Origin of the sequence: Paraburkholderia phytofirmans (genome assembly GCF_046028095.1) — a bacterium.
In the GTDB taxonomy this organism is placed as follows: domain Bacteria; phylum Pseudomonadota; class Gammaproteobacteria; order Burkholderiales; family Burkholderiaceae; genus Paraburkholderia; species Paraburkholderia phytofirmans_A.
Map to the genome: position 1 here is coordinate 776,732 of NZ_JAQQDJ010000001.1, position 15,151 is coordinate 791,882.

Consider the following 15,151-nt stretch of genomic DNA (forward strand, 5'->3'; position numbering starts at 1 on the left):
TCCTAACCCGTCGATTTTTAAAGGAAAGTACGAAAATGTCCGATTCAGGTGTGTTATCTCCCCGTAAGGTTAAGCGGTCGCTGGTGAGAAGAATCGGACTGATCGCGATGGTCGGTCTGATCATGGCCGGCTCCCTCGCTTCGCTCGATGCGGAAGCTCGCCGCATGGGCGGTGGCCGTAGCATCGGCCGTCAGTCGAATAGCGTGACGCAGCAGTCCGCGCCGTCGCAACCTTCCCAAGGCAATCAGGCCATGCAGCAGCGCGCGCAGCCTGCACCGGCGCCCGCGCCGACGCCCGCCGCGCAGCCCAACCGTTCGCGCTGGCTCGGACCGATCGCCGGTCTGGCGGCCGGTCTCGGTATCGCCGCATTGCTGTCGCACTTCGGCTTGGGCGGCGCGTTCGCCGGCGCCATGGCCAATATCATCGTGATCGCGATCATCGCCATGATCGGTATCTGGCTGATTCGCCGCTTCATGGGCCGCAAGCGTGACTCGGCGCAACCGGCGTACGCGGGCAGTTCGCCGTCGCTCAACTCTGGCGGCACGGGCTACTCGCAGGAACCGCGTTATAGCGCGCCGCCCACCGGCTCGTATCTCGAACCGCAAGGCAACCCGCTGAACACGCCGACCGTCAATGCCGCGCCTGTAGTGCCGGCCGGCTTCGACTCGGAAGCGTTCCTGCGCAACGCCAAGGTCTACTTCGTGCGTCTGCAAGCCGCATGGGACGTCGGCAACACCGAAGACATCCGCGAATTCACCACGCCGGAGATGTTCGCCGAGGTGAAGGTCGATCTGTCCTCGCGCGGCGCCGAGACGAATCAGACGGACGTGGTGCAACTGAACGCCGAACTGCTGGGCGTGGAAGAGCGCGCGAACGAATATTTCGCCAGCGTCCGCTTCTCGGGCCTGATTCGCGAGGCGCCGGGCGCGGCGGCGGAGCCGTTCGTCGAAGTCTGGAACCTGTCGAAGGCGAACCGCCCCGGCGAAGGCTGGCTGCTGGCCGGCATCCAGCAGGTGGCGCAGCACTGAAGCGGCGGCGCGGCTGGGGCCGCGCGACGCAGCAGCGCCTTCTGAATTCGCACCGTACGTTGGCCGTTCGGCATAGCAGGCCGCGAAGCGAACGGACGTTACAATAGGAACCCGCGCGGGCACCTCGCTCGCGCGGGTTTTTTCTTGCCACTTTCAATGACCCTCGCCGCCAAGCCCTTCGCTGCTGCTGTCAATCATCTGCTCGCCCGCGAATCGTGGGCTCGTGAGCGCCTCGCCCCCTACGCGGGCAAGACCGCGAGACTGTCCTGTCCGCCGGTCGTGCTGATGCTGCTGGTGCAACCGGACGGCTATCTGAGTGCCGTCGCCGCCACCGAGGCGCAGCAGTTCGACGTGACCATTTCGGTGCCGTCCGACGCGCTGCCCGCCTTCGTGCAAGGCGGCCAGGCGGCGGTGATGAAGCACGTAAAGATCGAAGGCGACGCCGAATTCGCCACCGTGATCGCCAGGCTCGCCGAACATCTGCGCTGGGAGCCGGAAGAAGACCTGGCCAAATTCATCGGCGACGGCCCGGCCTATAGGGTGGCGTCGGTCGTACGCACGGTTGGTGAACACGTGCAGCGCACCGGCCGCAATCTGCTCGACACCGCCACCGAATATCTGCTCGACGAGAATCCGCAACTGGTGCGCCGCGCAGCGCTGCAGGACTTCAACGTCGAACTGGCCCGCGCGCGCGACGCATTGGCGCGTGTGGAAAAACGCCTCGAGCGTCTTGAACAGAAGGTCGAAGCCCGCGGCGCCCATGCGCCGGGCGGCGCCGCCACGTCGCGCGGCACGCGCTAGTCACCGGGCTCAACTATGCGTTTTCTGCGTTTCCTCAAGATTTTCTTTACGGTCATCCGCTTCGGTCTCGATGAGATGATGCTCAGCCGCGTCAACGACCGGCGCGTGCGTCTGCTGCTGCGTATCACCACGATCGGCCGCAAGTTCGACGCGCCGCCGGGCGTGCGTCTGCGGCTCGCGCTGGAAAGCCTCGGACCGATCTTCGTCAAGTTCGGGCAGGTGTTGTCGACGCGGCGCGATCTGCTGCCGGTCGATATCGCCGACGAACTCGCCAAGCTCCAGGATCAGGTGCCGCCGTTCGAATCGGCGGTGGCGATCAGGCTGGTGGAAAATGCGCTCGGCGCACCGGTCGACGTGCTCTTCGACGACTTCGAGCGGGTGCCGGTGGCGAGCGCCTCGATCGCGCAGGTGCACTTCGCCACGGTGAAGGCCGGGCAGCACGCCGGCAAGGCGGTGGCCGTGAAGGTGCTGCGCCCAAACATGCTGCCCGTGATCGATTCCGACCTCGCGTTGCTGCGCGACATCGCCGTGTGGGCCGAGCGCCTGTGGGCCGACGGCAAGCGTCTGAAGCCGCGCGAGGTGGTCGCCGAATTCGACAAATACCTGCACGACGAACTCGACCTGATGCGCGAGGCGGCCAACGGCAGCCAGTTGCGGCGCAACTTCGCCGGGCTCGATCTGCTGCTGGTGCCGGAGATGTACTGGGAGTTCTGCACGCCCACGGTGCTCGTCATGGAGCGCATGGTCGGCGTGCCGATCAGCCAGGTGGAGACGCTGCGCGCCGCCGGCGTGGATATTCCGAAGCTGGCGCGCGAAGGCGTCGAAATCTTCTTCACCCAGGTATTCCGCGACGGCTTTTTCCACGCCGACATGCACCCGGGCAACATTCAGGTGAGTCTCGATCCGGCGCACTTCGGCCGCTATATCGCGCTCGACTTCGGCATTATCGGCGCGCTGTCGGACTTCGATAAGAACTACCTCGCGCAGAACTTCCTCGCGTTCTTCAAGCGCGACTACCATCGCGTGGCCACGCTGCATCTGGAGTCGGGCTGGGTGCCGCCGACCACCCGCGTCGAGGAACTCGAGAGCGCGATCCGTGCGGTCTGCGAGCCGTACTTCGATCGCGCGCTGAAGGATATTTCGCTCGGCCAGGTGCTGATGCGCCTGTTCTCGACCTCGCGCCGCTTCAATGTCGAGATCCAGCCGCAACTGGTGCTGCTGCAAAAGACCATGCTGAACGTGGAAGGGCTCGGCCGCTCGCTCGATCCCGAACTGGATCTGTGGAAGACGGCCAAGCCTTACCTCGAACGCTGGATGAACGAACAGATCGGCCTGCGCGGCTGGTACGAGCGTCTGAAGATCGAGGCGCCGCAGTGGAGCAAGACGCTGCCGCAGTTGCCGCGCCTGATTCATCACGTGCTGGCCGAGCGTCACGACAACAAACGCGGCGCGAACGACGACATGATTCGCCAGATTCTGCTCGAGCAGAAGCGCACCAACCGGCTGTTGCAAGGCTTGCTGCTGTTCGGTGTGGCGGTCGGCGTCGGCGCGGTGCTGGCGCGGGCGTTTCTGGCGCTCGCTTACGGCGGTTGATTGCGATCCCTGCGAGGTAACCGATGAGCGACCCGACCCAATCCTCCGCGCCTGAATTCGAGAGCCGCGATCCCAACTCGCCCGAGTTCTGGGACGAGCGTTTCGAGCGCGGCTTCATGCCGTGGGATCAGGCGGGCGTGCCGTCCGCGTTTGAGTCGTTCGCCGCGCGCCATGCCGGCGCCGCCGTGCTGATTCCCGGTTGCGGCAGCGCGTACGAAGCGGTCTGGCTGGCCGGGCAGGGCTACCCGGTCCGGGCGATCGACTTTTCGCCGGCTGCGGTCGCGGCAGCGCATGAGCAACTCGGCGCACAGCATGCGCATCTGGTGGAGCAGGCGGATTTCTTCACGTACGAATCGCCTTTCACACCCGCCTGGATATACGAGCGCGCGTTCCTTTGCGCGTTGCCGCTCGCGCGCCGCGCGGACTATGCGCGACGAATGGCCGACCTGCTGCCCGGCGGCGCGTTGCTCGCAGGCTTCTTTTTTATTGGCGCGACGCCGAAAGGACCGCCGTTCGGCATCGAGCGCGCGGAACTCGACGCGCTGCTCGAGCCGTACTTCGAGTTGATCGAAGACGAAGCCGTGCATGATTCGATCGCCGTGTTCGCGGGACGTGAGCGCTGGCTAACCTGGCGTCGCCGCGTCTGACCGCGCGGCAGCAGCGCTTGACGGCGACGCCCGCCGCACTTGATTCGCCTACCGCCGCCCCCACTTAACGCAACGGCGGCTGCGTCGGGCGCTTGTCCCCAAAATCCGGGGGCAGGATATCGTTTGCGGCTATAATTCAAGGCTTTGCAAGCGTTTACTAGATTTCAGTAGGGAAAAAGATCATGCCGATCTACGCTTATCGTTGCGAATCATGCGGCTTCGGGAAGGACGTGCTTCAGAAGATCAGCGACCCGCAGTTGACGCAGTGTCCCGAATGCGGGAAAGACACATTTCGCAAGCAGGTCACGGCCGCCGGCTTCCAGTTGAAGGGCTCCGGCTGGTACGTGACCGACTTTCGCGGCGGCAACGGCGGCGCGAGCGCGCCTGCCAAGCCTGACGCCAACGGCGCCTCGAATGGCGCCTCCGGCGAGAACGCGAGCGCCAATAGCGGCGCCACGCAATCCGACGCGGCGCCGGCCAGCAGCACGGCTGCGACGCCGTCCGCGCCTGCTGCCGCACCAGCCGCTTCGGCGAGTTCGAGCGGTTCCGGCAGCACCTAGTAGGACTGCCGCCCTCCCCGGCGGCGCACACGCCGCGCCTTGGGCTTCGGTCCGCGCGGCTTTCTGGCGGTACACATGACGACGAAAAAAACGACGCTCAAATCGGTGTTCCTGACTGGCCTGCTGGTGCTGGTGCCTCTGGCCATCACACTGTGGGTGCTCGGTCTGATCATCGGCACGATGGACCAGACGCTGCTTCTGCTGCCGCGCGCGTGGCAGCCGGAGCGCCTGTTCGGCTTTCGCCTGCCCGGCCTCGGCGCAGTGCTCACGCTCGCCTTCATCTTTGTCGTTGGACTGTTGACGCAAAACTTCATTGGGCAGAAGCTCGTGAAGTGGTGGGAAGTCGTGGTCGCTCACATTCCGGTGGTCGGCCCGATCTACACCAGCGTCAAGCAGGTGTCCGATACCCTGCTGTCGAGCAGCGGCAACGCGTTTCGCAAGGCGCTCCTGATCGAGTACCCGCGCCGCGGCTCCTATACGATTGCGTTTCTGACCGGCATTCCGGGCGGCGACGTCATCAACCACCTGAAAGAAGATCACGTCAGCGTGTATGTGCCGACTACGCCGAATCCAACCTCCGGCTTCTTCCTGATGGTGCCCAGGAGCGAAGTGATCGAGCTCGACATGACCGTCGACGCCGCGCTCAAGTACATCGTCTCGATGGGCGTCGTGGCGCCGTCCGCGCCGCCGGCGCCGGTGCGCCGCACGACAGTCGAGCCTCCGCTGTAACGCGGCACGTAGCGTTTCCATGCCACGCGCCGTTCAACCAATGCAAAACGAAAGACAAACATCATGTCGATGAGATCTCAATACTGCGGTCTGGTGACCGAAGAACTGCTGGGCCAATCCGTCTCGCTGTGCGGCTGGGTGAGTCGCCGCCGCGACCATGGCGGCGTCATCTTCATCGACCTGCGCGATCGCGAAGGGCTCGTCCAGGTCGTCTGCGACCCGGACCGCGCGGAGATGTTCAAGGCGGCCGAAGGCGTGCGCAACGAGTTCTGCCTGCAGATCAAGGGTGTGGTTCGCGGCCGTCCGGAAGGCACCACGAACGCCGCGCTCAAGAGCGGCAAGATCGAAGTGCTGTGCCACGAACTGATCGTGCTGAACCCGTCGATCACGCCGCCGTTCCAGCTCGACGACGACAACCTGTCGGAAACCACGCGTCTCACGCACCGCGTGCTGGACCTGCGCCGTCCGCAAATGCAGCACAACCTGCGTCTGCGTTACCGCGTTGCGATCGAGGCGCGCAAGTACCTCGACTCGCTAGGCTTCATCGACATCGAAACGCCGATGCTGACCAAGAGCACGCCGGAAGGCGCGCGCGACTATCTCGTGCCGTCGCGTACGAACCCGGGCCAGTTCTTCGCGCTGCCGCAATCGCCGCAGTTGTTCAAGCAGCTGCTGATGGTGGCGAACTTCGATCGCTACTACCAGATCGTCAAGTGCTTCCGCGACGAAGACCTGCGCGCCGACCGTCAGCCGGAATTCACGCAGATCGACTGCGAAACCTCGTTCCTGTCGGAACAGGAAATTCGCGATCTGTTCGAAGACATGATCCGTCATGTGTTCAAGGAAACGATCGGCGTCACGCTGGACGCGAAATTCCCGGTCATGCTGTATTCGGAAGCCATGCGCCGCTTCGGTTCGGACAAGCCGGACCTGCGCGTGAAGCTCGAATTCACGGACCTGACGGACGCGGTCCGCGACGTCGACTTCAAGGTGTTCAGCACGCCGGCCAACACGAAAGACGGCCGTGTCGCGGCGATTCGCGTGCCGAAGGGCGGCGAGCTCTCGCGTGGCGACATCGACAGCTACACGGAATTCGTGCGCATCTACGGCGCGAAGGGCCTCGCGTGGATCAAGGTCAACGAAGTGGCGAAGGGCCGTGACGGTCTGCAAAGCCCGATCGTCAAGAACCTGCACGACGAAGCGGTCAAGGCGATCATCGAGCGCACCGGCGCGCAAGACGGCGACATCATTTTCTTCGCGGCGGACCGCGCGAAGGTGGTGAACGACAGCCTCGGCGCACTGCGTCTGAAGATCGGTCATTCGGAATTCGGCAAGGCCAATGGTCTGGTCGAGACAGGCTGGAAGCCGCTGTGGGTGGTCGACTTCCCGATGTTCGAATACGACGAGGAAGACAACCGCTACGTGGCCGCGCATCACCCGTTCACGAGCCCGAAAGACGAGCATCTCGAGTATCTGGAAACGGATCCGGCGCGCTGCCTCGCAAAGGCCTACGACATGGTGCTGAACGGCTGGGAAATCGGCGGCGGTTCGGTGCGTATTCACCGTGAAGAAGTGCAGAGCAAGGTGTTCCGCGCGCTGAAGATCAACGCGGAAGAAGCGCAAGCCAAGTTCGGCTTCCTGCTCGACGCGCTGCAATACGGCGCGCCGCCGCACGGCGGTATCGCGTTCGGTCTGGACCGCATCGTCACGATGATGGCTGGCGCCGACTCGATCCGCGACGTGATCGCGTTCCCGAAGACGCAACGCGCGCAGTGTCTGCTCACGCAGGCGCCGAGCGAAGTGGACGAGCGTCAGTTGCGTGAATTGCATATCCGTCTGCGTCAGCCGGAACCGAAGGTGTAATGGCTTGAGTCCAGTCAGTGCTGTCTGAAAAACGACAGCAGGAGCAACCGAAAAAGGCGTGATCACCTTGTGTGATGCGCCTTTTTCGTTTTTTGCGTTACAGTCGATGCAACTGTTTGGCCCACTTTCTGGACCACTCGCCGACATGTACCGCGCAAGCGTTGCGCCCAGTTTTCACGCCATGCCGAAACCGCCGAAGATTCCGCAATCCGTACTCGTCATCATCCATACGCCCGCGCTCGACGTGCTGTTGATCGAGCGCGCCGATCACGCCGGTTTCTGGCAATCGGTTACAGGCTCCAAAGACCGGCTCGATGAGCCGCTGGTCCAGACGGCGACGCGCGAAGTCGCCGAAGAGACTGGCATCGTGATAGGTAGCTCGCTGGTGCCGCCGAGCGCGTTGTTCGACTGGCAATACTCAATCGAATACGAGATCTACCCGGAGTTCCGGCATCGTTACGCCGAAGGCGTGATCCACAACACCGAGCACTGGTTCAGCTTGCAGGTACCCGAACAACTCGAGGTCACGCTCGCGCCGCGCGAGCACACTGCGTTTCTGTGGCTGCCGTATGACGAGGCGGCGTCGCGCTGCTTTTCGTCGTCGAATGCCGATGCGATCCTGCAGTTGCCTAAAAGGCTGCATGAGCGGCTCAGTGGGCGTGCTGACGTTGGGCATCCCACGGAGCGTGGCCGGTGAGCGTCGGCGGCGCGCGCCGCTTCGCCCGACTGCGGCAATCGCTGCTCGGCCGCCGCTATTGGCAGCGTTACCGCTTCACCAGCGGCAACGACGTCAAGCTGCTGCGTTCCGGCGACGAGTTCTTCAGCGCTCTGGTCGCGCGTGTCGATGCCGCGCAGAGCGACGTGGTGCTCGAAACTTATATCTTCTGCCATGACAACGCCGGGAAGGCGGTGAGCGCGGCGCTGCTGCGCGCGGCCGCGCGCGGCGTGAAGGTGCGCGTGATCACCGACGGCATCGGCACCGCGCGTTTGCCGCTGTTCAACGAGTGGCCTGCTGCCGGCATCGACCATCGCATCTACAACCCGCATCTGTTCGGCCGCTTCGGCTTTTCACGCACGCACCGCAAACTGGCGGTGATCGACGATCAGTTCGCGTACTGCGGCGGGATCAACATCGTCGACGACTACGAGAACAATGGCGAGAAGCTGCCGTACCGGCGCTGGGACTTCGCGGTCGAATTGCATGGACCGGTGGTTGCCGATATCCGCCAGGCGTTCGAGGTGCAATGGCGGCGGATTCGACTCGGGCATCGGCCGATCGAATCTCTGGAGCCTGATCTTGGGCCAAAGACCACGGCCTCGCTCGGCAGTCTGCGGCGTCGCCGCCGGCGTCGTAACGAGGAATTGTGGGCGGGCGGCCAGCCGTGCGTGGCGTTCGTCGCGCGCGACAACCTGATCAACCGGCGTGCTATCGAGAAAGCGTATCTGGCCGCGATCGGCCAGGCGCGCAACGAAGTGCTGCTCGCCAATCCGTATTTCATGCCGGGGCGCAAGCTGCGGCGCGCGCTGGTGTTCGCGGCGCGGCGCGGCGTCGTGGTGAAGCTGATTATCGGGCGCAAGGAATTCAAGGCGCTCGATTACGCGGTGCCGTTTCTGTATCGCGCGCTGCTCAGGGCCGGGGTGCAGATCGCCGAGTACGAGAAAACGCTGCTGCACGGCAAGGTCGCGGTGGTGGATTCGAACTGGGCGACGGTCGGCTCGTCGAACCTCGACGCGCTGAGCCTGATGCTCAACAACGAAGCGAATGTGGTGCTGGTGAACGACCCGTCGATCGACGTATTGCGTGAGGCAATCCTCGTCGCCTTCAAGGACTCGCGCCGTATCGACGAAGCGCGCTACGACGCCCGGCCGGCCGGCGAACGTGCGCTCAACTGGCTCGCCTACACGACCTATCGGGCCGTGATGAAGTTGCTGACGGTCGGCGGGTACGACTGACTCGCGGCAATGCGTTTGTGAACAGTGTCGGTGGAGCACGAAGCGGCTCAAGCGCAATGCTTGGGCCGCTTTGCTTTGCTTTGCTTTGCTTTGCTTTGCTTTGCTTTGCTTTGCTTTGCTTTGCTTTGCTTTGCACGCCGCCGCCCGGGCGCGCACTAATCAATTGGACAGACGAAATCACCGACTTCGCGGATACCGCGTCATCGATCGATAGCCTCGGCTTGGTGATTTCCGTCGCCACTTCGATATCGCATCTTGCGGCGGCAATGATCAACCGGGCCTGACGCTCGCGACCGTTGCGCCGGATGCTGGCGCTAAGTGTGTGGCGGGGACGACAGCCGTGATATCCCGGATTGCGTCTTTTCCTCCCATCGCGGTGTGCCGACCATAACGACGCGCGGGCGCACCTCGCCACGGCGCTTGCGCAAACTTTCCCGGCGCACGAGAACGCGTCCGGCCGAGGGCTCTTTCTTCCTGCCTGTTCCGGCCGGGCAAGCCCGAGCGGGCCCCGCCACGGGCGGCAGCGCCGCGGCACGTCTGCGTCTCGACGAACCTTAGGCACAAGTTCCAACCAGCAATGCGCGCTTTTGCGAGCGGTGCCGGAATACCCGCGATACGCCAAACGCTTCTGCATTCGGACCGACTTGCTGCATCATGTCGGCCGGCTACGCCAATCAGAGAAAGCGTGCGCTTGGGCGGGCAATCCTGTCTCAACGCAAACATAAGGCAAACGCCTCTAAAAAATCTCATTCCTCCGATTGACGGATGCCGCAGAATTGAAACTAGGTTAGAAACCGGTTTCTAATAAAGTCCTTGTTTCGCGGACGGCAGCACTCAATAATAGTACGGCCGTTCGATTTTCTTTCGGTCACATTAGAACGGTAAAAAGCTATGCGAAAAGGCGAACAGACGCGAGCCGCAATTCTCGAAGCAGCACTTGACCTGGCAAGCCGCGACGGACTGGAAGGTCTGACGATCGGGCTGCTGGCCGAGCGCATGCAGATGAGCAAAAGCGGAGTGTTCGCGCATTTCGGGTCGCGCGAGGATTTGCAGGTCGAAGTCGTGCGCGAATATCACCGTCGTTTTGAAGACGAGGTGTTTTTCCCGAGTTTGCGCGAGCCTCGTGGATTGCCGCGCTTGCGCGCGATGATTTCGCGCTGGATCGAGAAACGCATTCAGGAAGTCACCACCGGCTGCATCTACATCAGCGGCGCCGTCGAATACGACGACCGCGCGGATAACCCGGTGCGTGAGCAACTGGTGTCGAGCGTGACGGTCTGGCGTGCGGCGCTCACGCGTGCGATTTCGCAGGCAATGGAAGAAGGGCATCTGCGTGCCGACACCGATCCGCAACTGATGCTGTTCGAACTGTACAGCTTCACGCTCGGTCTGCATCACGACGCGCGCTTCCTGCACCTGCCGGATGCGGTGCGTCTCACGTGGGCCGCGCTGGAAAAATTGATTGTTTCGTATCAAAGCGAAAGCCGTTAGCAGCGCCGCCGCCAATCAGGCGGATTCAGCGGCGCAGAAAGTTCCGATCCACGGACTCAGCTAACGGCCTGGCTTCTTGTCAAACTTGGGAGAGAGTCATGGGACAGTACGCCGCGCCGCTGCGCGACATGCAATTCGTGTTGCACGAACTGCTTAACGTCGAAGCCGAAATCAAGCAGATGCCGAAGCACGCGGATCTCGATACCGACACGATCAACGCGGTGCTCGGAGAAGCCGGCAAGTTCTGCTCGGAAGTGCTGTTCCCGCTCAACCACAGCGGCGATCAGGAAGGCTGCACGTATGTCGGCGACGGCGTCGTGACCACGCCGAAGGGCTTCAAGGAAGCCTACAAACAATACGTCGAAGCCGGCTGGCCCGCGCTGGGCTGCGATCCGGAATACGGCGGCCAGGGCCTGCCCGCGTTCGTCAACAACGCGCTGTATGAAATGCTGAACTCGGCGAATCAGGCGTGGACCATGTACCCCGGCCTCTCGCACGGCGCGTACGAATGTCTGCACGCGCACGGCACGCCGGAGTTGCAGCAGCGCTATCTGCCGAAGCTGGTCGCCGGCGTCTGGACCGGCACGATGTGTCTGACCGAGCCGCATTGCGGCACCGACCTCGGCATCCTGCGCACCAAGGCCGAACCGAACAGCGACGGCTCGTACGCGATCAGCGGCACGAAGATTTTCATCTCCAGCGGCGAACACGATCTCGCGGAGAACATCGTTCACCTGGTGCTCGCACGTCTGCCGGGCGCACCGAACGGCACCAAGGGCATTTCGCTCTTCATCGTGCCGAAGTTCGTACCGAACGAAGCGGGCGAACCGGGCGAGCGCAACGGCGTGAAGTGCGGTTCCATCGAACACAAGATGGGCATTCACGGCAACGCGACCTGCGTGATCAACCTCGACAACGCCAAGGGTTGGCTCGTCGGCGAGCCGAACAAAGGCTTGAACGCGATGTTCGTGATGATGAACGCCGCGCGTCTGGGCGTCGGCATGCAGAGCCTGGGGCTGACCGAAATCGGTTATCAGAACTCGCTGACGTACGCGAAAGAGCGTCTGCAGATGCGTTCGCTGACCGGCCCGAAGGCGCCCGAAAAGGCGGCCGACCCGATCATCGTGCATCCGGATGTGCGCCGCATGCTGCTCACGCAGAAGGCCTACGCCGAAGCCGCGCGCGCCTTCTCGTACTGGTCCGCGCTGCATATCGACAAGGAACTGTCGCATGCTGACGAATCGGTGCGCAAGGAAGCCGCCGACCTCGTCGCGCTGCTCACGCCGATCCTGAAGGCGTTCCTGTCCGACAACGCGTTCGAGAGCACCAACCACGCCATGCAGATCTACGGCGGCCACGGTTTCATCGCCGAGTGGGGCATGGAGCAGTACGTGCGCGACGCGCGCATCAACATGATCTACGAAGGCACCAACGCGATTCAGGCGCTGGACCTGCTCGGCCGCAAGATCCTCGGCGACATGGGCGCGAAGATGAAGAAGTTCGGCAAGCTGGTGTCCGATTTCGTCGAAGCCGAAGGTGTGAAGCCGGAAATGCAGGAGTTCATCAACCCGCTCGCCGACATCGGTGAAAAGGTGCAGAAGCTGACGATGGAAATCGGCATGAAGGCCATGCAGAACCCGGACGAAGTGGGCGCCGCCGCCGTGCCGTATCTGCGCACCGTCGGTCACCTGGTGTTCTCGTACTTCTGGGCCCGCATGGCACGCGTCGCGCTCGATAAGGAAGCCTCGGGCGATCCGTTCTACAAGGCGAAGCTCGCCACCGCTCGCTTCTACTTCGCCAAGCTGCTGCCGGAAACGGCCATGACGATCCGTCAGGCGCGCGCAGGCTCGAAGTCGCTGATGGACGTCGAAGAAGCGTTGTTCTAAACCCAGGCCTCAGGCAAACATCAACGCAGGCGTCGCGCGTGTCGAAACCCGCGGCGCCTGCCGTCAGCCATACTTCGCGAAGCGTCCCATGAGGCTTCGCGACATCGCATAACTCCCCGGAGGAACGACGTGAGCAATCTGATCATTCGCAAGGTAGCCGTGCTCGGCGCCGGCGTGATGGGCGCGCAGATCGCCGCGCACCTGATCAACGCCAAGGTGCCCGTGCTGCTGTTCGATCTGCCCGCAAAAGAAGGCCCGAAGAACGCGATCGCGCTGAAGGCGATCGAGAATCTGAAGAAGCTGTCGCCGGCGCCGTTCGGCGTGAAGGACGACGCGCAATACATCCAGCCCGCGAACTACGACGACGACATCGAGAAGCTCGCCGAATGCGACCTCGTGATCGAAGCCATTGCCGAACGCATGGACTGGAAGCACGACCTGTACAAAAAGGTCGCGCCGCATCTCGCGCCGAACGCGATCTTCGCGACCAACACGTCGGGTCTGTCGATCACGGCGCTGTCGGAAGGTTTCTCGGATGAACTGAAAGCGCGCTTCTGCGGCGTGCACTTCTTCAATCCGCCGCGTTACATGCATCTGGTCGAGTTGATCCCGACCGCGACCACGCGTCCGGAAATCCTCGATCAACTCGAATCGTTCCTGACGAGCGTAGTCGGCAAGGGCGTCGTCCGTGCCAAAGACACGCCGAACTTCATCGCTAACCGCGTGGGGATTTTTTCGATTCTCGCCGTCGTGACCGAAGCCGCGAAATTCGGCCTGCGTTTCGACGAAGTGGACGACCTGACCGGCGCGCGTCTGGGCCGCGCGAAGTCGGCCACGTTCCGTACCGCCGATGTGGTCGGCCTCGACACGATGGCGCACGTCATCAAGACGATGCAGGACACGCTGAAGGACGATCCCTTCTTCCCGGTCTACGAAACGCCGGCCGTGCTGGCTGAACTCGTGAAGAAGGGCGCGCTCGGTCAGAAGACCGGCGGCGGGTTCTACAAGAAGGAAGGCAAGGCGATCAAGGTGCTCGACCCGAAGACGGGCGAGTACGTCGACGGCGGCGCGAAGGCCGACGAACTGGTCGGCCGCATTCTGAAGCGCCCGCCGGCGGAGCGTCTGAAGCTGCTGCGCGAATCGCAGCATCCGCAGGCTCAGTTCCTGTGGGCGATTTTCCGCGACGTGTATCACTACATCGGCGTGCATCTGGAATCGATCGCTGACAACGCGCGCGACGTCGATCTGGCGATCCGTTGGGGCTTCGGTTGGAACGAAGGTCCATTCGAAGGCTGGCAGACGGCCGGCTGGAAACAGGTCGCCGAATGGGTGCAGGAAGATATCGCGGCGGGCAAGGCGCTCTCGAACGTACCGCTGCCGTCGTGGGTGCTCGAAGGGCCGGTGGCCGAGCAGGGCGGCGTGCATACGAACGAAGGTTCGTGGTCGCCGGCTTCGAAGACGTTCGTGCCGCGCTCGTCGCTGTCGGTCTACGACAAGCAGGTGTTCCGTGCGCCGCTGGTCGGCGAAACCAGGGCTGATCCGAAAACCTACGGCAAGACGCTGTTCGAAACCGACGCCGTGCGCGCATGGGTCGACGATCGCGCGGGCGAGAACGACGTGCTGATCGTGTCGTTCAAGAGCAAGATGAACACGATCGGACCTTCGGTGATCGACGGTCTGACGCAGGCAATCGAACTGGCCGAGAAGGACTACAAGGGTCTGGTGGTGTGGCAGCCGACGTCGCTGAAACTCGGCACGCCGGGCGGTCCGTTCTCCGCGGGCGCCAACCTCGAAGAAGCGATGCCGGCGTTCATGATGGGCGGCGCGAAGGGCATCGAGCCGTTCGTGAAGAAATTCCAGCAAGGCATGCTGCGCGTGAAGTACGCCAGCGTGCCGGTCATCTCGGCCGTGTCGGGCATCGCGCTCGGCGGTGGCTGCGAGCTGGCGCTGCACAGCGCGAAGCGCGTTGCGCACATCGAAAGCTATTTCGGTCTGGTGGAAGTCGGCGTGGGTCTCGTGCCCGCGGGCGGCGGCCTGAAGGAAGCGGCATTGCGCGCGGCGGAAGCGGCGACGCAAGTGGGCGCGACCAACGACCTGCTGAAATTCGTGCAGAAGTCGTTCGAAAACGCGGCGATGGCGAAGGTCTCGGCCTCCGCGCTCGACGCCCGCGCGATGGGCTACCTGAAGCCTTCGGACACGATCGTCTTCAACGTGTTCGAACTGCTCGACGTTGCGAAGAAGGAAGCGCGCGCGCTGTCGGCGGCGGGTTATCGTCCGCCGCTGCGGGTTACGCAGGTGCCTGTGGCTGGGCGTTCGGCGATCGCGACCATCAAGGCGTCGCTCGTCAATATGCGCGACGGCCGTTTCATCAGCGAGCACGATTTCCTGATCGCGAGCCGTATCGCGGAAGCGGTGTGCGGCGGTGATGTGGAAGCGGGCAGTCTGGTCGATGAGGAATGGCTGCTGCAACTCGAGCGTCGCGCGTTCGTCGATCTGCTCGGCACGCAAAAGACGCAGGAACGGATCATGGGCATGCTGCAAACCGGCAAGCCGGTGCGTAATTAACGCAATCGACTACGTACCGGACAAAGGAGAGCCTC

Annotated in this window: 12 protein-coding genes; all 12 read left to right on the plus strand. The window is 63.2% G+C overall.

Translation table 11 applies throughout. The features are described 5' to 3' along the window. Nucleotides 1-35: 35 nt before the first annotated feature. Entirely contained in the window at nucleotides 36-1,028 is a 993-nt protein-coding gene (locus PQR54_RS03570) for a Tim44 domain-containing protein (RefSeq protein ID WP_408244090.1), read from the plus strand. A 156-nt stretch (nucleotides 1,029-1,184) separates the two neighbouring features. Next, a complete protein-coding gene (locus tag PQR54_RS03575) occupies nucleotides 1,185-1,829 on the plus strand; it encodes a ubiquinone biosynthesis accessory factor UbiJ (RefSeq protein ID WP_408244091.1) in 645 nt (214 codons plus the stop codon). A gap of 15 nt (nucleotides 1,830-1,844) precedes the next feature. Next, complete coding sequence (ubiB, locus tag PQR54_RS03580; RefSeq protein ID WP_106310773.1) at nucleotides 1,845-3,422, plus strand: ubiquinone biosynthesis regulatory protein kinase UbiB; 1,578 nt, start codon at nucleotides 1,845-1,847, stop codon at nucleotides 3,420-3,422. Between the two features lie 23 nt (nucleotides 3,423-3,445). Further along, on the plus strand, nucleotides 3,446-4,069 hold the full coding sequence (locus PQR54_RS03585) for a class I SAM-dependent methyltransferase (protein WP_408244092.1): 624 nt from the start codon (nucleotides 3,446-3,448) through the stop codon (nucleotides 4,067-4,069). 182 nt (nucleotides 4,070-4,251) lie between these two features. After that, nucleotides 4,252-4,629, plus strand: coding sequence for an FmdB family zinc ribbon protein (locus tag PQR54_RS03590; protein ID WP_408244093.1), 378 nt, complete (start codon nucleotides 4,252-4,254; stop codon nucleotides 4,627-4,629). Between the two features lie 75 nt (nucleotides 4,630-4,704). Further along, complete coding sequence (locus PQR54_RS03595) at nucleotides 4,705-5,358, plus strand: DUF502 domain-containing protein (protein WP_408244094.1); 654 nt, start codon at nucleotides 4,705-4,707, stop codon at nucleotides 5,356-5,358. A 63-nt stretch (nucleotides 5,359-5,421) separates the two neighbouring features. Next, a complete protein-coding gene (gene aspS / locus PQR54_RS03600) occupies nucleotides 5,422-7,221 on the plus strand; it encodes an aspartate--tRNA ligase (RefSeq protein WP_408244095.1) in 1,800 nt (599 codons plus the stop codon). 181 nt (nucleotides 7,222-7,402) lie between these two features. Continuing rightward, nucleotides 7,403-7,918, plus strand: coding sequence for a dihydroneopterin triphosphate diphosphatase (gene nudB, locus PQR54_RS03605; RefSeq protein ID WP_408244250.1), 516 nt, complete (start codon nucleotides 7,403-7,405; stop codon nucleotides 7,916-7,918). Continuing rightward, complete coding sequence (gene clsB, locus PQR54_RS03610) at nucleotides 7,915-9,174, plus strand: cardiolipin synthase ClsB (protein ID WP_408244096.1); 1,260 nt, start codon at nucleotides 7,915-7,917, stop codon at nucleotides 9,172-9,174. Before nudB ends, clsB begins: the two co-directional genes overlap by 4 nt. Before the next feature lie 891 nt (nucleotides 9,175-10,065). Then, nucleotides 10,066-10,665 (plus strand): TetR/AcrR family transcriptional regulator, encoded by a 600-nt coding sequence (locus PQR54_RS03615; protein ID WP_012431721.1) that lies wholly within the window; start codon nucleotides 10,066-10,068, stop codon nucleotides 10,663-10,665. A 98-nt stretch (nucleotides 10,666-10,763) separates the two neighbouring features. Continuing rightward, nucleotides 10,764-12,551, plus strand: a complete 1,788-nt coding sequence (locus PQR54_RS03620) for an acyl-CoA dehydrogenase C-terminal domain-containing protein (protein ID WP_408244097.1) — start codon at nucleotides 10,764-10,766, stop codon at nucleotides 12,549-12,551. 129 nt (nucleotides 12,552-12,680) lie between these two features. Next, nucleotides 12,681-15,116, plus strand: a complete 2,436-nt coding sequence (locus PQR54_RS03625; RefSeq protein WP_408244098.1) for a 3-hydroxyacyl-CoA dehydrogenase/enoyl-CoA hydratase family protein — start codon at nucleotides 12,681-12,683, stop codon at nucleotides 15,114-15,116. Nucleotides 15,117-15,151 lie beyond the last annotated feature (35 nt).

Coding starts and splice junctions, on each gene's coding strand:
- PQR54_RS03570 (WP_408244090.1), top strand. CDS start 36: ATGTCCGATTCAGGTGTGTTATCTCCCCGTAAGGTTAAGCGGTCGCTG.
- PQR54_RS03575 (WP_408244091.1), top strand. CDS start 1,185: ATGACCCTCGCCGCCAAGCCCTTCGCTGCTGCTGTCAATCATCTGCTC.
- ubiB (WP_106310773.1), top strand. CDS start 1,845: ATGCGTTTTCTGCGTTTCCTCAAGATTTTCTTTACGGTCATCCGCTTC.
- PQR54_RS03585 (WP_408244092.1), top strand. CDS start 3,446: ATGAGCGACCCGACCCAATCCTCCGCGCCTGAATTCGAGAGCCGCGAT.
- PQR54_RS03590 (WP_408244093.1), top strand. CDS start 4,252: ATGCCGATCTACGCTTATCGTTGCGAATCATGCGGCTTCGGGAAGGAC.
- PQR54_RS03595 (WP_408244094.1), top strand. CDS start 4,705: ATGACGACGAAAAAAACGACGCTCAAATCGGTGTTCCTGACTGGCCTG.
- aspS (WP_408244095.1), top strand. CDS start 5,422: ATGTCGATGAGATCTCAATACTGCGGTCTGGTGACCGAAGAACTGCTG.
- nudB (WP_408244250.1), top strand. CDS start 7,403: ATGCCGAAACCGCCGAAGATTCCGCAATCCGTACTCGTCATCATCCAT.
- PQR54_RS03615 (WP_012431721.1), top strand. CDS start 10,066: ATGCGAAAAGGCGAACAGACGCGAGCCGCAATTCTCGAAGCAGCACTT.
- PQR54_RS03620 (WP_408244097.1), top strand. CDS start 10,764: ATGGGACAGTACGCCGCGCCGCTGCGCGACATGCAATTCGTGTTGCAC.